The organism is Arthrobacter sedimenti (genome assembly GCF_042652025.1).
Taxonomy (GTDB): domain Bacteria; phylum Actinomycetota; class Actinomycetes; order Actinomycetales; family Micrococcaceae; genus Arthrobacter; species Arthrobacter sedimenti.
Window position 1 is genome coordinate 231,295 of record NZ_JBHSDQ010000003.1, and the last position, 19,976, is coordinate 251,270.

Annotated in this window: 16 protein-coding genes; 13 read left to right on the forward strand and 3 right to left on the reverse strand. The window is 66.0% G+C overall.

Annotation, left to right across the window (positions count from 1 at the left end):
* Positions 1 to 3: 3 nt before the first annotated feature.
* Positions 4 to 969 carry a sugar-binding transcriptional regulator gene (locus tag ACFO0G_RS09170; protein ID WP_286404404.1) on the reverse strand — a complete coding sequence of 322 codons (966 nt, stop codon included), beginning with the start codon at positions 967 to 969 and terminating at the stop codon, positions 4 to 6.
* Between the two features lie 125 nt (positions 970 to 1,094).
* Here ACFO0G_RS09170 and ACFO0G_RS09175 point away from each other — a divergent pair, with 125 nt between their 5' ends.
* The 11 genes from ACFO0G_RS09175 (at position 1,095) to holA (ending at position 15,523) form a co-directional block, all read left to right on the forward strand.
* The gene (locus tag ACFO0G_RS09175) at positions 1,095 to 2,918 is read left to right on the forward strand and encodes a glycerol-3-phosphate dehydrogenase/oxidase (protein ID WP_286397204.1); all 1,824 of its coding nucleotides are present in this window, start codon (positions 1,095 to 1,097) and stop codon (positions 2,916 to 2,918) included.
* A 91-nt stretch (positions 2,919 to 3,009) separates the two neighbouring features.
* Positions 3,010 to 3,759 carry an MIP/aquaporin family protein gene (locus ACFO0G_RS09180; RefSeq protein ID WP_286397203.1) on the forward strand — a complete coding sequence of 250 codons (750 nt, stop codon included), beginning with the start codon at positions 3,010 to 3,012 and terminating at the stop codon, positions 3,757 to 3,759.
* Positions 3,760 to 3,798: 39 nt separating this feature from the next.
* Positions 3,799 to 5,313 (forward strand): glycerol kinase GlpK, encoded by a 1,515-nt coding sequence (glpK, locus tag ACFO0G_RS09185; RefSeq protein ID WP_142133765.1) that lies wholly within the window; start codon positions 3,799 to 3,801, stop codon positions 5,311 to 5,313.
* A gap of 342 nt (positions 5,314 to 5,655) precedes the next feature.
* On the forward strand, positions 5,656 to 8,181 hold the full coding sequence (leuS, locus tag ACFO0G_RS09190) for a leucine--tRNA ligase (RefSeq protein ID WP_376977143.1): 2,526 nt from the start codon (positions 5,656 to 5,658) through the stop codon (positions 8,179 to 8,181).
* Positions 8,182 to 8,264: 83 nt separating this feature from the next.
* Positions 8,265 to 9,272, forward strand: a complete 1,008-nt coding sequence (locus ACFO0G_RS09195; protein WP_286397197.1) for a DegV family protein — start codon at positions 8,265 to 8,267, stop codon at positions 9,270 to 9,272.
* Between the two features lie 86 nt (positions 9,273 to 9,358).
* Positions 9,359 to 9,658, forward strand: coding sequence for a DUF4193 domain-containing protein (locus ACFO0G_RS09200; protein ID WP_286397194.1), 300 nt, complete (start codon positions 9,359 to 9,361; stop codon positions 9,656 to 9,658).
* Between the two features lie 154 nt (positions 9,659 to 9,812).
* Positions 9,813 to 10,184, forward strand: a complete 372-nt coding sequence (locus ACFO0G_RS09205; RefSeq protein ID WP_376977146.1) for a DUF805 domain-containing protein — start codon at positions 9,813 to 9,815, stop codon at positions 10,182 to 10,184.
* Between the two features lie 474 nt (positions 10,185 to 10,658).
* Positions 10,659 to 11,480: a hypothetical protein gene (locus ACFO0G_RS09210; RefSeq protein ID WP_376977148.1), complete on the forward strand. Its 822-nt coding sequence runs from the start codon at positions 10,659 to 10,661 to the stop codon at positions 11,478 to 11,480.
* A 115-nt stretch (positions 11,481 to 11,595) separates the two neighbouring features.
* A complete protein-coding gene (locus tag ACFO0G_RS09215) occupies positions 11,596 to 12,489 on the forward strand; it encodes a ComEA family DNA-binding protein (RefSeq protein ID WP_376977150.1) in 894 nt (297 codons plus the stop codon).
* Between the two features lie 176 nt (positions 12,490 to 12,665).
* Positions 12,666 to 14,573 carry a ComEC/Rec2 family competence protein gene (locus ACFO0G_RS09220; RefSeq protein ID WP_376977152.1) on the forward strand — a complete coding sequence of 636 codons (1,908 nt, stop codon included), beginning with the start codon at positions 12,666 to 12,668 and terminating at the stop codon, positions 14,571 to 14,573.
* The gene (gene holA, locus ACFO0G_RS09225; protein WP_376977154.1) at positions 14,507 to 15,523 is read left to right on the forward strand and encodes a DNA polymerase III subunit delta; all 1,017 of its coding nucleotides are present in this window, start codon (positions 14,507 to 14,509) and stop codon (positions 15,521 to 15,523) included. The genes ACFO0G_RS09220 and holA overlap by 67 nt, the downstream gene beginning before the upstream one ends.
* Before the next feature lie 174 nt (positions 15,524 to 15,697).
* On the opposite strand, the gene rpsT is transcribed toward holA, so the two are convergent.
* On the reverse strand, positions 15,698 to 15,958 hold the full coding sequence (gene rpsT, locus ACFO0G_RS09230; protein WP_018761400.1) for a 30S ribosomal protein S20: 261 nt from the start codon (positions 15,956 to 15,958) through the stop codon (positions 15,698 to 15,700).
* Between the two features lie 169 nt (positions 15,959 to 16,127).
* Entirely contained in the window at positions 16,128 to 16,682 is a 555-nt protein-coding gene (locus ACFO0G_RS09235; protein WP_376977157.1) for a type II toxin-antitoxin system PemK/MazF family toxin, read from the reverse strand.
* Between the two features lie 176 nt (positions 16,683 to 16,858).
* On the opposite strand from ACFO0G_RS09235, the gene lepA reads away from it, so the two are divergent.
* Both lepA and hemW read left to right on the forward strand, forming a co-directional pair.
* On the forward strand, positions 16,859 to 18,715 hold the full coding sequence (gene lepA, locus ACFO0G_RS09240; protein WP_286397179.1) for a translation elongation factor 4: 1,857 nt from the start codon (positions 16,859 to 16,861) through the stop codon (positions 18,713 to 18,715).
* Positions 18,716 to 18,740: 25 nt separating this feature from the next.
* The gene (gene hemW / locus ACFO0G_RS09245) at positions 18,741 to 19,970 is read left to right on the forward strand and encodes a radical SAM family heme chaperone HemW (protein ID WP_376977160.1); all 1,230 of its coding nucleotides are present in this window, start codon (positions 18,741 to 18,743) and stop codon (positions 19,968 to 19,970) included.
* Positions 19,971 to 19,976: the final 6 nt, after the last annotated feature.

The following is a 19,976-nucleotide window of genomic DNA, read 5'->3' on the forward strand; positions in this document are numbered from 1 at the left end:
ACTTCAGCTGGTCAGTCCCTCGTAATCGACAAGGCGCCGGGCAGTGGCTTCATCAAGGATCAGGTCGGTCGCGAGCCGCGCCGCCAGGGCACCGCGGAGGCCATTGATCTTGGACACTCCCGATACCACGCAGATCCTGCGGCGGACTTGCCGCAGCTGGGCCAGTGCAGGGCCGGTGGACCTTTCGTTCAGGACGATCCCGTCAGAGGAACCGTCGCCCCGGAAGAAGACGGTGGCCACGTCGCCCACCACGTCGGAGTTGGCCAGCGCGTTCAGGTCGTCCTCGTCCAGGTACCCGCCGGCATAAACGTGACTGGGGTAGTCGGCGTGCACGGAACCGACACCGAAAATGGCGATGCTCATCTTGGCCTGCAGCTCCAGGACCCGCTGGACGCTGCGTTCATTCCACATTGCCGTCTTGGTGGCGGCGTGGTCGAAGAAGGCAGGGACAGGGAACTGTTCCACCCGGGCTCCGTAGGCGCTGCCGAACCTGCGCATGATGTCGCTTGCATAGGTAATGCCGGTGGTGTGCATGTTGCCGGCGCCGTTGAGCTGGACGATGACGCTGTCATGCGTGATCTTCCTGGTGAGGTGCCTGCTCACCGCACTGAGGGTTGATCCCCAGGCCACCCCGATGATGGCGTTGGAGTCCACCACCGGCCCGATGGTCCGCGCCGCCTGCATGGCAACCCGGTCCAAGGTCTCAGCCTCATTGAGCGTCCCGAGGATCGGGACCACATGGACGTCCAGGTTGTACCGGCGCCGGATCATCCCCTCCAGTTCGGGTCCGGTATCCAGGGGGTTGCGGATCTGGATCTGCACCAGGCCCGACTCCCTGGCGGAGGACAGGAGGCGGGAAACCGTGGACCGGGACGTCCGCAGTTCACGTGCTATCGCGTCCATCGTCAGGTCCTGCAGATAATACATTTGTGCAGCTCGGAGGGCGTCTTGGTCCCGGGAAAGTGCCATCTCAGTTCCGTTCTGCACGTTTGTGCATAGTCCTTGACTCCATTTTCCATTTCTCCAAACAATAGAGCAGAACGGCGGCGCCACCCAGCGGTGACCGCATCACACAAAGCCCCAAGGGAGTCGTTTTGGGACCCAAGGATTCATCTGTACAACCCTCTGTCAGCGCGCCCCTTTCAGCGGCCGAACGTTCGTCGGTCCACAGCCTGCGGCGCCGTCCACACGCAAAGGTGCTCGTGGTGGGAGGTGGCATCAACGGAGTCGGCACCTTCCGGGATCTGGCCCTGCAGGGCGTGGATGTAGCACTGGTGGAGCGCGGCGACTACTGCCAGGGTGCAAGCGGCGCATCCTCGCACATGATCCACGGCGGCATCCGGTATCTCGAGAACGGCGAGTTCCGCCTGGTCCGGGAATCCGTGGTGGAACGCAATCGCCTGCTGAAGATTGCCCCGCACTACGTCAAGCCCTTGCAGACAACAATCCCGATCTTCAGTACCTTCTCCGGGATCCTGTCCGCACCGCTGCGCTTCCTGACACACAAGCAGCAGGGCAAGCCCAAGGAGCGCGGCGCGTTCCTCATCAAGGCCGGCCTCAGCCTCTACGATTCGTTCTCCCGTGACGGCGGGACGGTGCCCCGGCACCAGTTCCGCACCCACAAGGCGGCCCTCCAGGAGCTACCTGCCCTCCGGCCCGACGTCAAGTACACGGCCACTTACTTCGATGCCTCCGTCCACAACCCCGAGCGGCTGACACTCGACGTCCTCCAGGACGGCGAAAAGGCCGGCCGGGCCGGCAACACCGAGGCCGCCGGAGCACAGGGAAACACCGCCCGCGCCAGCAACTACCTCTCGCTGCAGTCCATGTCGTCCGCACCCAACCCCGGGACCGGCCGGGGAAGCACCGTCCGGCTCCGCGACGAACTCACCGGTGAGGAATTCGACTTCACGGCGGACATCATCGTCAACACCACGGGGGCCTGGGTGGACAACACCAACGAGGCCATGGGCGCAGCTTCCTCCTTCATGGGCGGCACCAAGGGCTCCCACATCGTGCTTGACCACCCCGGCCTCCTCGCAGCCTGCCGCGGACGGGAAATCTTCTTCGAGCACACCGATGGCCGGATCGTCCTCATCTACCCCATGGGCGACCGCGTACTGGTGGGCACCACCGACGTCGATGCGGACATGTCGGAGGACGCGATCTGCACTGATGAGGAGATCCAGTACTTCTTCGACCTCATCGGCCACGTCTTCCCCTCGATCGACGTGACGCCCGACGACATCGTCTACACCTTCTCCGGGGTGCGCCCCCTGCCAAGCCACGACGCCACCCAGCCCGGCTTCGTCTCCCGCGACTACCGCATCGAACGGCGCGCCTCCGGCGCCAACGGAAGCGGCGCCGTCGTCCTGAGCCTGGTGGGCGGCAAGTGGACCACCTTCCGTGCCCTTGCTGAGCACCTGACCAACGAGGTCCTCGCCGAACTCGGCGTGCAGCGCAAGGTGTCGACGGCGCAGCTTTCCATCGGCGGCGGCGCCGGCTTCCCAGCCGATGACGCCGGCGTGCAGAAATGGATCAAGGCACACATGGACGCCGGCCGTGACGCCGACCGCACAGCCGGGCTGCTGACCCGCTACGGGACCCGCGCCGAAGCCGTGATCGCGTACCTCGATGCGGAACCCGACCAGCCACTGCGCTCCACCCGCGAACTGAGTGTCCGTGAACTCGGGTTCATGGCGGCAAACGAGCAGGTGGGGCACCTGGTGGATGTGTTTATCCGGCGGACCTCCCTGGCCTTCCGCGGGCTGGTTACCGGAGAACTCCTCAACGAAGTGGCGGAGGTGCTGTCCGTCCCGCTCAAGTGGGACGCTGCCACCCGCGCCGCTGAGATCAAGCACGCCCAGGACGTGCTGCAGCGTTTCCACCGCGTGGAAATGCACAGCCTGGTCTCCTAAGGCCGGGCAGCCGGCCGGGGCGCGCCAGCGTCCCGGCCCAACGGTCCTTCACCCGCGGAGGACCGACAACTAAACAAAGAAGGAGTCAAAGATGTCTCTAGGAATAGTCTTCCTCTCCGAAGTCTTTGGCACGGGCATGCTGACCCTGTTGGGTTGCGGCGTCGTTGCCAACGTGGCTTTGCGGGGGACAAAAGGCAACAACGGCGGTTTCCTCATGGTCACATGGGGGTGGGGAATCGCCGTCTTCTGTGGCGTCTTCGTCGCCGCCAAGTCGGGTGCGCACCTGAACCCTGCCGTTACGCTCGGCCTGCTGCTCAATGGCAAAGCCGAATACGCTCCTGGCGTCGCCGTGGATTTCGCCTCGACCCTGACCTACTTCGGCGGCGAAATGGTGGGTGCCTTCCTCGGTGCCGTCGTCTGCTGGCTGGCGTACAAGCAGCACTTTGATGACGAGCCCGAGCCCGCCGGCAAGCTCGGCGTCTTCTCCACCGGGCCCGCCATCCGCACCAGCAGCTGGAACCTGATTACCGAGATCATCGGCACCTTCGTGCTGGTGTTCGTGATCCTCACCCTCGGTGGCACCCCCTCCGGCCTTGGCCCGCTCGCCGTCGCCCTCCTGGTGGTCGGCATCGGTGTTTCCCTCGGCGGACCCACCGGCTACGCCATCAACCCCGCCCGTGACCTTGGCCCCCGCATCGCCCACGCAGTGCTTCCCATTCGCGGCAAGGGTTCCAGCGACTGGGCGTACTCCTGGATCCCCGTCGTCGGACCGCTGGTCGGCGGCGCGCTCGGCGGCCTGGTGGCCCGCATTGTTCCCATCATCATCACGGCTGCTGCCTGACCCGTACCGAATCCAACCAACAAAGACAAGGACGTCATCATGAACCAGTACGTAATCGCCATCGACCAGGGCACCACCAGCACGCGCGCCATCATCTTCGACCACAGCGGCGCCATTGTCTCCAGCGGACAGATGGAACACGAGCAGATCTTCCCGCAGGCCGGGTGGGTGGAACATGACGCTACTGAAATCTGGAACAACACCCGTGAGGTCATCGGCTCGGCCCTCTCCAAGGCGAACCTGACGCGGCACGATATCGCCGCCGTCGGCATCACCAACCAGCGTGAAACCGCTGTGGTGTGGGACAAGACCACGGGCAAGCCCGTGTACAACGCCATCGTCTGGCAGGACACCCGCACCCAGGACATCGTGGACCAGCTGGCGAAGGACGGCGGGGCAGACCGCTTCAAACAAAAAGTGGGACTGCCCCTGGCCACTTACTTCTCCGGCACCAAGATCAAATGGATCCTGGACAACGTTGACGGCGCCAGGGAAAAGGCCGAGGCCGGGGACCTGGTCTTCGGCAACACCGACGCGTGGGTCCTCTGGAACCTGACCGGCGGTGTTGACGGCGGCGTCCACGTCACTGACGTCACCAACGCTTCCCGCACCCTGTTCATGGACCTCGAAACCCTGCAGTGGGACGACGAGATCCTTGGCATCTTCGGCGTCCCGCGCAGCATGATGCCGGAAATCAAGTCCTCCTCGGAGGTTTACGGCACCGTCCACAGCTCACAGCTGCTCCGCGAGACGCCGGTGGCGGGCATCCTGGGCGACCAGCAGGCCGCGACGTTCGGCCAGGCCGCCTTCGATACCGGTGAAGCGAAGAACACCTACGGCACAGGCTGCTTCCTGATCTTCAACACGGGCGAGGAAATCGTCCACTCGAAGAACGGGCTGCTCACCACCGTGGGTTACAAGCTGGGCGACGCGAAACCGCATTATGCCCTCGAAGGGTCCATCGCGGTCACCGGCTCCCTGGTGCAGTGGCTTCGCGACAACCTGGGCATGATCAGCAGCGCCCCGGAAGTGGAAACGCTCGCTGCGTCGGTCAAGGACAACGGCGGCGTGTACATCGTCCCGGCGTTCTCCGGCCTGTTCGCCCCGTACTGGCGCTCCGACGCCCGCGGCGCGATTGTGGGCCTGACCCGGTTCGTCAACAAGAACCACATCGCACGGGCAGCGCTGGAGGCCACCGCGTTCCAGACCCGCGAGGTTCTGGATGCGGTCAACGCGGACTCCGGCGTGCCGCTGAGCGAGCTGAAGGTCGACGGCGGCATGGTTGCCAATGACGCCCTGATGCAGTTCCAGGCGGACATCCTTGGCGTCCCGGTGATCCGTCCCAAGGTCATTGAGACCACGGCGCTGGGGGCTGCGTACGCGGCAGGCCTGGCCGTCGGGTTCTGGAAGGACCTGGGCGAGTGCTCGGCCAACTGGTCCGAGGACAAGCGCTGGGAACCGCAGATGGACCAAGCCGAGCAGGAACGCCAGATGCGGCTCTGGAAGAAGGCGGTCACCAAATCCATGGATTGGGTCGACGAGGACGTGAAGTAGCCCGCAGCTGGCCCTGAGAGGGGCCGGAGACTCCCGCCCGCCCGCTTCGCGGTGCCCACCACACCATGGCGGGGAGTCTCCGGCCCCTCTCTTCCGGCTGCTGCTCCCTCAGCCGCTCGTTTGCGACATACGCTGAGGGGGTGTGCGGGTGCGCTAAAGTAGATTTATGCGTGCGATCCTTCTGCTTACTTAGCCGCCGGCTCCGACTATCGGATAGCTGAGCGGCAGCCCCTCCCTTGGTGAGGGGCTTTTGTGTGTCCGGGGCTTTGCGCCGGGCCGGCAGCAGGGGGATCAGGCCGTTATGGCAGCACAGATGCCGTAACAGAACAGAAGAGGGCAGCAGTGGGCGTTCAGCCGGAGACAGAGACCGGAACAGCAACAACAGTGTCGGCGGAGCCTGAAGAGGGCACCTACAGTTTCACCGCCATGGAGGCCAAATGGCCGCAGGTGTGGGAAGACCTCAAGGTCTTCACCCCGGTGGACGACGGGTCCCGCGAGCGCCGCTACGTGCTGGACATGTTCCCGTACCCGTCGGGTGACCTGCACATGGGCCACGCCGAAGCGTTCGCCATGGGCGACGTGGTGGCCCGCTACCTGCGCCAGCAGGGCTTCGACGTGCTGCACCCCATCGGCTGGGACTCCTTCGGCCTGCCCGCGGAGAACGCCGCCATCAAGCGCAACGCCCACCCCAGCGAGTGGACCTACGCCAACATCGACACCCAGGCAGCGTCCTTCAAGCGGTATGCCATCTCCGCCGACTGGTCGCGCCGCCTCCACACCTCGGACCCCGAGTACTACCGCTGGACCCAGTGGCTGTTCAAGCGCTTCTATGAGCGCGGCCTGGCCTACCGGAAGAACTCACCGGTGAACTGGTGCCCCAAGGACCAGACCGTCCTGGCCAACGAGCAGGTTGTCAACGGCGCCTGTGAACGCTGCGGCACCACCGTTACCAAGAAGTCCCTGAACCAGTGGTACTTCAAGATCACCGATTACGCCGACCGCCTGCTGGACGACATGGAGGAGTTGCGCGGCCACTGGCCCGAGCGCGTCCTGGCCATGCAGAAGAACTGGATCGGCCGGTCCGAGGGTGCCCACGTCAACTTCGTGATCGAGGCCGACGGCGGCAAGCCCACCAAGGAGGTGACGGTCTTCACCACCCGCCCGGACACCTTGTACGGGGCAACGTTCTTCGTGGTGGCAGCCGACGCGCCGCTCGCCGTCGAACTCGTCACCGATGAGCACGCCGCCGCCCTGGACGAATACCGCGAGCGGGTCAAGGCACTCTCCGAGATCGAACGCCAGTCCACCGAGCGCGAAAAAACCGGCGTCTTCACCGGCCGCTACGCCATCAACCCCCTGAATGGCGAGAAGCTGCCCGTCTGGGCCGCCGACTACGTCCTCGCCGACTACGGCACGGGCGCCATCATGGCCGTCCCCGCCCACGACCAGCGCGACCTCGACTTCGCCCGCGCGTTCGACCTTCCCGTCCGCGCCGTCCTGGACACCGGCGAAGAGGATCCCGCTGTCTCCGGTACCGCCACGGCAGGGGAGGGCACCCTGGTCAACTCCGGCGAGCTCAACGGCCTGCGCAAGGCTGAGGCCATCCCGGCCGCCATCGCCATGCTGGAGCGGCAGGGCACGGGCGAGAAGTTCGTGAACTTCCGGCTCCGCGACTGGCTGCTGAGCCGCCAGCGCTTCTGGGGTACTCCCATCCCCATCATCCACTGCCCGTCCTGCGGCGAAGTTCCGGTGCCTGATGACCAGCTGCCGGTCACCCTGCCCTCGGACCTGCGCGGCGAGGACCTGGCGCCCAAGGGCACGTCGCCGCTGGCCGCCGCCGAGTCCTGGGTCAACGTTGAGTGCCCTACCTGCCACCGCCCCGCCAAGCGGGACACCGACACCATGGACACGTTCGTGGACTCTTCCTGGTACTTCCTGCGGTTCGTATCGCCGCACTACACAGAGGGACCCTTCGATCCGCAGAAGATCAACGACTGGATGCCGGTGGGCCAGTACGTGGGCGGCGTGGAGCACGCCATCCTCCACCTGCTGTACGCCCGGTTCTTCACCAAGGTCATCCACGACCTGGGCATGATCGACGCGGACGAACCCTTCAGTGCACTCCTCAACCAGGGCCAGGTGCTCAACGGTGGCAAAGCCATGAGCAAGTCGCTGGGCAACGGTGTTGACCTCGGCGAACAGCTGGACAAGTACGGTGTGGACGCTGTCCGCCTGACCATGGTGTTCGCTTCCCCGCCTGAAGATGACGTGGACTGGGCCGACGTTTCCCCGTCGGGGTCCGCCAAGTTCCTGGCCCGGGCGTGGCGCCTGGCCCAGGACGTCACCAGCGGGCCCGGTGTGGATTTCGCCGCGGGCGACCGCGCACTGCGCTCGGTCACGCACCGCACCATCGCCGAAGCCGCCGAACTCCTGGACGCCAACAAGTTCAACGTGGTGGTGGCCAAGCTGATGGAACTGGTCAATGCCACCCGCAAGGCCATTGATTCCGGCGCAGGCGCAGCTGACCCGGCAGTCCGGGAGGCCGCTGAGGCCGTCGCCGTGATCCTCAGCCTCTTCGCGCCGTACACGGCTGAGGATATGTGGAACCTGCTGGGCCACCCGGCTTCCATTGCCAATGCCGGCTGGCCCGCGCACGACCCCGCGCTCCTGGTCCAGGAAACGGTCACCGCCGTTGTCCAGGTCCAGGGCAAGGTCCGCGACAGGCTTGAGGTTTCCCCCGGCGTTTCCGAGGACCAGCTGCGCGAGCTGGCCCTGGCGTCGGAGAACGTCCAGCGTGCCTTGGACGGCCGGGGCATCCGGACAGTGATCGTCCGTGCCCCTAAGCTGGTGAACATCGTCCCGGCCTAGCCGTATCCGCAGCATGGACCGGCCGTCGGGAGTTTTCCGGCGGCCGGTCCCGGCTGAGCCGGTCACCGTCTCCAGGAGGCCCTTTGCCTGACAGTAACGCCACGGCCTGGCCATGGGTGCGTGCACGGCTTTCCGGCCTCCGTCCCGCACCCCGGCCGGTCACCGGACGTGGCGGAGGCGCTGTGGTGCGCACCGCCGTCGTCACCGACTCGGCTGCCGCCCTCCCGGCGGACTATTCACGCGGGCTTCCGCGCGATGGAATCCTGACGGTGACGCCCATGCCCGTCATGGTGGGGGCGGAAATTTACGGCGAGGGTGAAGACGACATCCTGGACACCATCGCCGTGGCACTGGCCGCGGGGACACCAGTCAAAACATCCCGGCCATCGCCGGGCCAATTCGAGCAGGCCTACCGCGCTGCCGAGCTTCGTGGCTTCGAGGCGGTGGTGTCAGTCCATATCTCGGGAGAGCTTTCGGGCACGGCGGATTCCGCCCGGCTCGCTGCAGCCAGGGTGGGAATCCCCGTGGACGTTGTCGATACGCGGACCGTCGGCATGGCGCAGGGGATGGCGGTTCAGGCAGCCGTGGAAGCCGCGGCCGCTGGTGCGGACCGGGTGGCGGTGGCCGCTGCCGCATCATCGCAGGCGGAACGCACCAAGGTCTTTTTCTATGTACCCAGCCTGGAACAATTGAGGCGCGGCGGGCGGATCGGAGCCGCGGCGTCGCTGCTGGGAACCATGCTTGCCATCAAGCCCATCCTGGCCGTCCACGACGGCAGGATCGTCCCGCTCGAAAAAGTGCGTTCTGCCGGCAGGGCCGTGGCGCGCCTTGAGGAAATCGTGGTGGCCGAGGCGGCACCCCGTCCGGGTGAATCCGTCTGCCTTGCCGTCCACCACTTCGGCAACCCGGAGCAGGCTGAGAGCCTGGCAGCCAGGCTGGAAGCGGCTCTTCCGGAATGTCCCCCCGCGCAGATCAGCTCCCTGCCGGCGGTCCTGGCCGCCCACACCGGGCTGGGTGTCCTCGCGGTCATCGTGGGCAGGCTGGAACAGGCGCGGCCGGGAACTGACGGGCCCGCGGGCCACCACAAGTGAGCCAGCAGTTCCGGCAGGGAATTCTTTCGCTGGGCTGTACGTTGCAGCACCGGTAACACCCATCAAACGAAAAGAGATGTACCTTCGTGGCAACCGATTACGATGAACTCCGCACAGACGTCAAGGAATCCCAGGAAAACTCACTGGAGGCACTGAAGTCCGCCAAAGCGCCGGACGCGCAATCCGTCGTCCAGGAGCTCGACGAGGCCGACACCCTGGATGGGCTGACCCCTGGCGGAGAGTTCATCGCCGAAGAGCTCGTCGTCCAGGTCATTCCGCAGGCTGACGATGAGTTCACCTGCTGGTCCTGCTTCCTGGTCCGCCACCGCTCCCAGAAGGCGCGGGAAAAGGACGGTCATGCCTACTGCGTCGAATGTGAGGGCTGAGCGGCTCACGCCGGCAACCCCACAACCCGCTGGTTTTCTGTCTTCACCAAGGTCTTGTACCCGGCCGGTCCTGAAGTAGGGCCCTCTGGCCCAAGTGCTGGGGCCCCCGTTTCCGTAACATGGGCGGCATCGCAGTACCGGAAGGGACAGTTCAATGGCCATGCAGCAGCCTCCAGACGCTTCGCGGAACAAAACCCCGGCGCTGGAGTTCCCTTACTACGGCGCCCCGCCAGTCGAGGCAGTCAAGCGCGTATTCCAGAAATACGCCGTCTTTACCGGGCGAGCCAGTCGCAGTGAGTATTGGTGGTGGTTTCTCGCCTCCGGACTGGCGTCCGCGGTGTTGAACTCGATCAGCCCGACAATCATTAATGGGCAGATAACGGGGTCCAGTGCGCTCGGGGGCATCTGGTTTCTCGCCACCGTGATCCCTTCGCTCGCTGTGGCGGTCCGACGACTCCATGATGCCAACCTCAGCGGCTGGTTGCTGCTCCTCACCCTTTACCGGTGCTCGGCTGGATTGCCCTGATCGTGCTGCTCGCGCAGCGGGAGAACCCGCTGGGGCAACGGTTCGACAGGTACCCGCAAGCCGGGTACTGGCAGGCTCCAACAGGACCGGGATACAGTTCCCCGCCTGCGCCCCCGGGCTCCGACGGTCTTTCCCCCTCGTAAGCCGCCCCGCCAGACTGCTTCAGCACATCATCCCGCTTTCGTGGCGCAGTTTTTTGGGTCAGAAAGGGAAGCAATGAGCGCTTACCGGAAACCTGCCCTTTTGCTTTCCGTGGCGCTGGCGGTAATCCTTGGGGCTTGCGCGCAAGGGGGTTCACCGTTCAATCCCACGCCGTCCTCCCCCTCCGGATCACCGCAGCCTTCCTCGTCCGGCTCCCGGAGCCCTGCCTGTGACCTGATCACGCCGGAGATCGCAATGAAGGTCGATCCTGGTCTGGTACAGATGGGCCAGCAGGGGAAACCGGCCGGAAGCCGTGCATATGTCTGCAGCTACTTGAGCAAATCAAACAAAAGCCGGGCGCTCAGCGTCGCGTTGATCTCACCGGCATCAGCCACCGAGATCGCGGAGGCGAAGAAGACCCCTGACTGCTCGACGGTTGAGGGCATCGGTGATTTCGCGTGCATGCAGTGGTCGGGGTGGTTCCGGGGCGAGCCCGGAGGGGCGTCAGCAAATACGGTGCTCAAGGCTGTCAGGGGCAGCGAGTCTCTGGACCTGCGCATCGTGGACATGCCACCGATGTCGCCGGAGATCCCTGTGCCGGACGGCAACGCTGCAGCGCGCGCGATCGCGCAGGCGGCCGTCGAGGCAGGGTGGGGCAACGGCAAGAATCTCAACCTTCCATCCGCTCCACCGGTCGGTCCACAGACCACTACCAACAATCCCGTTTGCGCCATGGTGAGCGTTGATGCGCTCAAAGAGGCTTTTGGCACCACAACCCAGGCGCAGGTTCTCCCGGGCGAAGGCAACTGCCGCTATCAATTTGGCGCTCCAGGGACGCCCGGGCCGGACTCGCTCATGTTCTCCATCGAACTTCATGAGGGCGGCGCCGGCATGCTCTCAGGGCCCCTGCCGCCGGACCGGCAGAATATTGAAGGGGTTGGGGACAGCGCAGTCCTGGTCATCCGGTCAGAGCCGGGCGGACCAAAAGCCCTCCGGCCTCCGAGCGATGTACCGGTCACGTCCATGTCCCTCATGGTTGTTCGGGGCGGGAATACGGCGATCTTCACTGCACAGGTCCTGGTCTCGCCGGCCGGCCCCACCGAAGAGCAGGTCAAGGAACAATTCATCACCCTGGTCAAGGGGATCGACTTCTGAGCCAGTCGGGTCCGCCACCTGGACCGGACTGCCGGCTGCATTCGCCGTCGCCACGTTTCCACATACGGCCATGGGTGCCTCGCCGGGCAACCGACCGGGTTCCTAGGGTGGAGCTATGTCACGCCGCGATGCTGGAACAGCAGGTCAGCAGGCGCGGCACGCACGGGCCAGGCTTCAGGCGACCCTGGGCGAGGCCCGCCCCGGACTCCTGGAACATGGCCAGGGTCAGAACGGTTTTGAGTACCGGGGCCCCGGCGACGGCGATGGAGCTGAAAGTGAATCCGGCCGTGCACCTTCACTACGATGGCGGGTCGGCCTGCGCGTCGCCGTGCTGTTGGCCGCTCTGGCCGCGGCCGCCGGCGCGTGGTTCTGGTTCCAGGCAGGATCGGCAGTCCCTGAGGTCGTGCCGCTGAGCGGGCTCAGTTCCGGGGGACACACGGAAGAACCCCGGGGTGACGCCAGTGCGGGCCCGGCCCCTGACCCTGCTTCAGGCCAGGGGGAGTCCAATCCTGCGGGGCTGGTGGTGGTTCATGTCGCGGGAGCTGTTGCCAAACCTGGTGTCATCCGGCTGCAGCAGGGCAGCCGGGTAGATGACGCCATCGCCGCAGCTGGTGGTGCTTTGGCGGATGGCGATGCCAACCGGCTCAACCTTGCGCTGGTGGTGGAGGACGGCCAGAAGATCTACGTTCCGCAGCACGGGGAACCCCTGCCCGGCGGGACGGACGCTGCAGCTTCGGCAGGCGCAGGGCCGGATGGTTCCGGCGCCGGCTCCTCCGGGACAAACGGCGCCGGGCAGCCGGGGGCATCGGGTGGGAAGGTCAACCTGAACACCGCCGAGGCTGCGGAGCTGGACACGCTGCCAAAGGTCGGCCCGGTGCTGGCACAGCGGATCGTGGACTGGCGGAAGGAACATGGTCCTTTCAAGAGCGTCGAAGAGCTGGACGCTGTGGACGGAGTTGGCCCCAAGATGCTTGAGGCCTTGCTTCCCTTGGTCACGGTCCAGGGGTAGCCGTGGCGGGCAATCCGGGCAGGCGACATACGGACAGGCTGCGGGCGGAGGCCGCCCGGAACCGCGGAGGTGGGAAAGGAACGCGCCGACCCGAGGCGCAAGGTCCTGGCACGCAAAAGTCAGTAACCCGGCGTCCAGGAGCGCAGAGCCCGTGGATCCGGTTCATTGAGTCGGCCGTGCAGGGCGTGGATGCAGTGCCGGCCGCCCGGGACACAACGCCGGCGTCCGGCCTGGACCGCCTGCGCGCACGGATCACTGAGACCCGCAAGGCCCAGGAAGAAGCCGGCTCAAATCCTGACGGGCTACAGAAGCGTACTGACCTCCGGCTTGCCCTGCCGGCAGCAGCGGTGTGGGCCGCGGCGGTGGCGGGGCTTTGGCTGCCTCCCACAGAGCTGGCCGTCCTCTGCTGCGCCTTGGTGGTGTTCGGCGCCGCCTTCCTGGCCCGTGCCGCCCGGGGCAGACGGAAAGGCAGCGCCCACAGCCGCGCCGGGCCTGCCGCAGGTCCCACGTTGCGGGCGTCCCGGAGACGCAGCTTTAGGGCGGCAGTGGGGGTCTCTTTGCTACTGGCTGCTGCCGGCGCAGCCCACTCGGCAACAGCATCCAGCCAACGGTCCGCTGGCCCACTAGCGGAGGCGGTCGCGGCAGGGAAGTCGGCCGTCGCCGTGGTCGAGGTGGCAGGAAACCCGCGTGTCATCGGCGGGCGGGGAAGAACGGGGGAACGCTGGTCCGTGCCGGTGTTGACCCGTGAAATGACAACAGGCGGCGTTCTGGTACGGATACGGGCCCGGCTGGTGGTCATGGGCGGACAGGGCTGGGGGAACGTTGTCCCGGGGCAGACCCTGCGGGCAACCGGCAAGCTACGGCCTGCAGAGCCCGGCGGGCAGGAAGTGGGAATCCTCAACGCCTCGACGGGCCCCGGTAACGCCGCAGGCAGCCCGCTGTTGGATAACGGTTCTTTGCTTGAGGCGGGAGCGAGGGAGCTGCGGGGTCGTTTCGTTGCCGCCTCCGCTTTCCTCCCACCCGACGCCCGCGGACTTCTTCCGGGAATGGTCACCGGTGACACCAGCGCATTGGATGAGGGCCTGGGCAACGCGATGAAGGCCGTGGGCATGACCCACCTGACAGCGGTCAGCGGCGCAAACTGCAGCCTGGTCCTGGGCGCGCAGCTGGTCCTGTGCCGCCGGTTCCGGCTGCCCCGCGCTCCTGCTGCAGGAGCCGCCCTCGCCGGCCTGGGCCTGTTCGTTGTCCTGGTGGGACCTGATGCCAGCGTCCTGCGCGCGGCGCTGATGGGTGCCATTGGTGTCACGTCCCTGGCAGGCGGCCGCTCGGGGCGCGGCCTGAGCTTCCTGTGCCTCGCTGTTATCGGTCTCCTGCTGACCGACCCGGAGTTGGGCTCGAGTTTCGGATTCCTGCTGTCCGTCCTGGCCACACTGGGCATCATCCTCCTGGGACGGCGGATCGTCGGCTGGATTCCGGCGGCAGTGCCACGGTGGTTGGCTGCGGCAGTTGCGGTTCCGTTGTCGGCCCAGTTGCTGTGCGGGCCCGTGATCGTCCTCCTGCAGCCCCAGTTTGCTACCTATTCGTTGCTGGCCAACGTGGTGGCCTCGCCCTTGGTTGCTCCCGTGACCTTGCTGGGCACAATTGCGGTACCCCTGGTGGTTCTGCTGCCGTGGCTGGCCACGGGGCTGATAGCGGTGGCCGGCATGTTCAGCGCCGGAGTAGGGGGCGTCGCCCGATGCGCCGCTCAATTGCCCGGTTCCGCCCTTCCCTGGCCGGAGGGGGTACCCGGGCTGCTCTCCATGGTGTTGCTCTCGGCGGTGACCCTCGGCACCGTGTGGGCGGTGGCGCGGCCCGTGCGGGTCGTCCGCAAGGTACGGGAATTGCACGCCGCCACCGTGGTGCTGATCGGGCTGGTGGAACACCGGCTGCAGCAGTTCCGCCGCGCCTGCGGCTTGGAGCGGGGGCGCAGACATGGCAGGCTGGGATACTGCAATAACACCTCCGGAAGGGACCTTCGATGGCCGCTGCGCAAAAGCGAGCAACCCGCTCCCCGGCATCGAATACGGCCTCCTGGCGGGACGTAGCCCCGGCCCGGATCGTGCTGGTGAGCGGGCCGGAAGAGTACCTGGGCATCAGGGCCATGGACAGGATCCGTTCGCAGGTCAGGGCGGCTGCACCGGACGTTGAATTGAGCCGTATGAATGCTGCCGGGTATGAACCCGGCGCCCTCACCATGCAGGTGAGTCCCTCCTTGTTCGGCGAAAGCAAGCTCATCGAGGTGGAAGCCGTGGAGGGCATGAACGATGCCTTCCTTGCGGATGCCCTCGCATACCTCCAACATCCGGAGGAGGACGCCGTCGTGGTGCTCCGCCACGCCGGGGGAGCGCGCGGCAAGAAGCTCCTGGATGCCATCCGGAAGGACGGCTGGCCCGTGGTTGACTGCCAGCCGCTGAAGAAAGACGCCGACAAGGTCCAATTCGTGGCCGCGGAGTTTAAAGCAGCCGGCCGGCGCATCAACCAGGATGCCGTCCAGGCACTGGTGAACGCCGTCGGTGCAGACCTGTCCGAACTTGCCGCCGCGTGCGCCCAACTGATCGCGGACGCGGGCACCACCGTCACCACGGACACGGTGGACAAATACTATGGCGGCCGGGTCGAAGCTACCGCGTTCAAGGTGGCCGACGCGGCAATGGCAGGAAACGCGCCGCTGGCACTGTCCACCCTGCGACATGCCCTTGCCACCGGCGCAGACCCGGTGCCCCTGGTGGCAGCCCTCGCATCCAAGCTGAGGACGGTGGCCCGGGTGGCAGGTGCCTCTGGATCGTCAGCGCAGATCGCCGCGGAGCTGGGCATGCAGCCCTGGCTGGTCGAGCAGGCGCAGCGGGATGTCGGGCGCTGGACGCCCGAGGGCCTGGTGCGCTCCATCCAGGCCACGGCGGAGGCTGACGCGCAGGTCAAGGGCCTGTCCCGGGATCCGGTCTACGCGGTGGAGCACGCCGTGACTGTGATTGCCATGTCCGTCCAGGGCAGGTAGCGCCAGGACTCCGTCACCTCCTGCCGCCCTGCCGCATCCCGCAGCAGATCGAACAGGCGTTTCAGGTGACAGTCGACGGCGGGCTGCCGCGGCTACCCGAACAAACCGTTTAAAGCCGTGTGGCCGGTACCCGAGGGTACCGGCCACACCATCAGTTCGTGGGAACTGGAAACCTTAGAGTGCGTTGACCTTCTTGGAGATCGCCGACTTGCGGTTCGCTGCGTTGTTCTTGTGCAGAACACCCTTGCTGACAGCCTTGTCCAGCTTACGGCTGGCAGAAACGAGCGCAGTAGTAGCAGCTTCCTTGTCAGCGGACTCAACAGCGGTGTTGACGGCGCGGATGGCCGTCTTCAGCTCGGACTTGACTGCGTTGTTGCGCAGGCGGGCCTTCTCGTTGGTCAGGATGCGCTTCTTCTGGGACTTGATATTCGCCACGTGTGAACTCTCTTTGTAATGCGGAAATGGTCTAGAGGGCTTTCAAGCTGGCCTTGACTGAGCGGCGTGGGGATACCTATGGCGGCCAACCATCAGTGACCGTCGACCTGCACGGACACACAGCAATAAAGAATAGCAGGTCAGCGGCGGCGCTGGCCATTTGCGCCGGTCACGTCCACCCGTGTCGCCCCCGGAGACCGGCTGCCACTTTTTCGAAGCGCGCTCTGTCCAGCACCGCACCTTCCCGCCGGATGCTGTCGGGCCGGATCTGAAGGATCCGGTCCAGCCGCACCTCGCTCGCCCTGCCCTGCCTGTCCCAGCCGCCGGCACCCAGGTCCACGTACCCGGATGCAGTGGAACCGTCGGGCACCCTGTCCCTGCTGGTCAGCATCAGTCCCAGCAGGTATGGGCCGTTATGCCCCACCAGGAGGACCGGCCGGTCCTTCCCCTTGGCGTGGTCCTCCTCGTAAGGGACCCAAGCCCACACCACCTCACCCGGATCCGGATCGCCGTCCGGCCGCGGGGCGTAGTGGATGGCGGCACGGCCGCGGAAGTCCCCAGGGTAGGCCGCAGCCTCTGGGGCGACGCTGCCGTGTCCGGGCCGCCGGCCGCCGGGGCGCCTGTCCGGCAGGCGGCCAGGGGCCTTCGGAGCGGACGGTCGGTTCTGCAGCAGCCGCAGTCCGCGGCGGACGGCGTTTCCCAGGGAGCGGAGATCAATAGCCATCCGGACAGCCTATCTGCGGGGTTGCGCCGCCGAAACGCCCTTGTATGTGCCGGTCCGGATGCGGTGGCGGGGTCCCGGACGTGGGACACTGGATGTTCAAGATGTGCGGCTGGACCGCAGGCACCTTTCGCGTGCCTGCCGGATGGCTGCAGAAAAGCCAACAGTAAGGACCCTGCGTGTCTCCCATGGCCCGCACCGCACCGGTGCCCGCCGCGACAGATCCGGCAATCATTCGGAACTTTTGCATCATCGCGCATATTGACCACGGCAAGTCCACCTTGGCGGACCGGATGCTGCAGTCCACCGGGGTGGTCCAGGCGCGCGACATGAAGGCCCAGTACCTGGACCGCATGGACATCGAGCGTGAACGCGGGATCACCATCAAGTCCCAGGCTGTCCGCATGCCGTGGGAGGTGGACGGCGTGAGTTATGCACTGAACATGATCGACACCCCGGGCCACGTTGACTTCACCTACGAGGTGTCCAGGTCCCTGGCCGCCTGCGAGGGCGCAATCCTGCTGGTGGACGCGGCCCAGGGCATTGAGGCCCAGACGCTCGCCAACCTCTACCTGGCCATGGAGAACAACCTCACCATCATTCCGGTGCTGAACAAGATCGACCTGCCGGCGGCGCAGCCCGAGAAGTATGCAGCCGAGTTGGCCAATCTGATCGGCGGCGATCCCGAAGATGTCCTGCGGGTGTCCGGCAAGACGGGCGTTGGCGTGGAAGCACTGCTGGACAAGATTGTCCGGGACCTGCCGGCGCCGAAGGGTGACCCCGATGGTCCTGCCCGTGCCATGATCTTCGATTCTGTTTACGACACCTACCGCGGTGTGGTGACCTATGTGCGTGTGGTGGACGGCATGCTCCACCCGCGGGAACGCATCCAGATGATGTCAACCAGGGCCTCGCACGAGCTCCTGGAAATCGGCGTCAGCTCGCCTGAACCCACACCTTCCAAGGGCCTGGGCGTCGGTGAAGTGGGTTACCTGATCACCGGTGTGAAGGACGTCCGGCAGTCCAAGGTTGGCGATACCGTCACCAACCTGGCCAAGCCGGCCGCCGAGTCGCTCCCCGGCTACGCCGATGCCAAGCCCATGGTGTTCTCGGGCCTGTACCCGCTGGACGGCGCCGACTACCCGGTCCTCCGCGACGCCCTCGAAAAGCTCATGCTCAATGACGCCGCGCTGGTATACGAACCGGAGACGTCGGCCGCACTGGGATTCGGGTTCCGCGTCGGCTTCCTGGGTCTCCTTCACCTGGAGATCACCCGCGAACGCCTGGAGCGCGAATACAACCTCGACCTCATCTCCACTGCGCCGAACGTGGAATACGAGGTCACGCTGGAGGACAAGAAGGTGGTCCGCGTGACCAACCCCAGCGAGTACCCCACCGGCAAGATCGCGGAAGTACGCGAACCGATGGTTTCCGCCACCATCCTGGCCCCCAACGAATTCGTCGGCGCCATCATGGAGCTGTGCCAGTCGCGCCGCGGCGTCATGGGCGGCATGGACTACCTTTCCGAGGACCGGGTGGAAATCCGCTACCGCCTGCCGCTGGCGGAAATCGTCTTCGACTTCTTCGACATCCTGAAGTCGAAGACCCGTGGCTACGGATCGCTGGACTGGAAAGCCGATGGCGAGCAGGTTGCCGACCTGGTCAAGGTGGACATCATGCTCCAGGGCGAGCAGGTGGACGCCTTCAGTGCCATCACCCACCGGGACAAGGCTTACGCCTACGGCGTGATGATGACCGGCAAGCTCCGCGAACTCATCCCGCGGCAGCAGTTCGAGGTGCCCATCCAGGCGGCCATCGGTTCCCGAATCATCGCCCGTGAAAGCATCCGGGCCATCCGCAAGGACGTACTGGCGAAGTGCTACGGCGGTGACATCTCGCGTAAGCGCAAGCTCCTGGAAAAGCAGAAAGAAGGCAAGAAGCGCATGAAGATGGTGGGGACGGTGGAAGTGCCGCAAGAGGCCTTCATCGCCGCCCTCACCACGGACGAATCGAAGGACAAGGCAAAGAAGAAGTGACCACTGCGCAGCGGGGGACGCGCTGATGCCCAGCGTCCTTCCCCTCGGCGACCCGGCGCCGTCGGACGGCCTGCTGCCTGCACAGGCAGCGGACGGTGCGGCGGGCCGGGCATTTGGCCTGTACGTCCACATCCCGTTCTGCGCGGTGCGCTGTGGCTACTGCGACTTCAATACCTATACCGCCACGGAACTCGGCGGCGGTGCTTCGCAGGACGCATATGCGCAAACGGCGGTGTCGGAAGTGGCGCTGGCGGCGAACGTGCTGGCAGGTTCCGGCCTGCCGGAGCGGAAGCTCAGCACTGTCTTCTTTGGGGGCGGCACGCCCACGCTGCTGCCCGCTGATGACCTCGCCCTGATCCTTCGCGCTGCCATTGACCATTGGGGCATCGAGGACGGTGCCGAAGTCACCACGGAAGCCAACCCGGACTCTGTCACCCCTGAATCCCTGGCCGTCCTCAAGGAGGCCGGCTTCACCCGCGTGTCCTTTGGCATGCAGTCCGCCGTTCCGCACGTCCTCAAGGTCCTTGACCGCACCCACACGCCGAGCCGGGTACCGCACGTGGTGCAGTGGGCCCGGGAAGCCGGCCTGGCCGTCAGCCTGGACCTGATCTACGGCACGCCGGGGGAGACACTGGCCGACTGGCGCCACTCCCTGGAGACGGCCCTGTCCTACCAGCCTGACCACATCAGCGCCTACGCGCTGATCGTCGAGGAAGGGACCAAGCTGGCAGCCCAGATGCGCCGCGGCGAAGTCCCGGGAATTGACGACGACGACCACGCCGACAAGTACGAGCTCGCCGACCAGCTGATCACCGAAGCAGGGCTCGGCTGGTATGAGGTCAGCAACTGGGCGCGCACTCCGGATCAGGCGTGCCGGCACAACCTGGCCTACTGGCGGGGAGACGACTGGTGGGGGATCGGCCCCGGCGCACATTCGCACGTGGGCGGGGTCCGCTGGTGGAACGTCAAGCACCCGTCCGCCTATGCCAACAGGCTGTCGCAGGGGCTGTCGCCGGCTGCCGGCAGGGAAACCCTGGATGCGGAAACCAGAAACCTGGAAAAGGTGATGCTCGAGGCGCGCCTGCAGTCAGGGCTCGAGGTGTCAACGCTTAGCGCTGCCGGGCGGCATGAGGTGGCCGGGCTGATCGCGGGCGGCCTGGTGGAGCCCGCTGCCGCTTTCCGGGGACGCCTGGTCCTGACCCTCAAGGGCAGGCTGCTGGCAGACGCAGTGGTCCGCCGCATCCTCCCGGACTGACCTGGG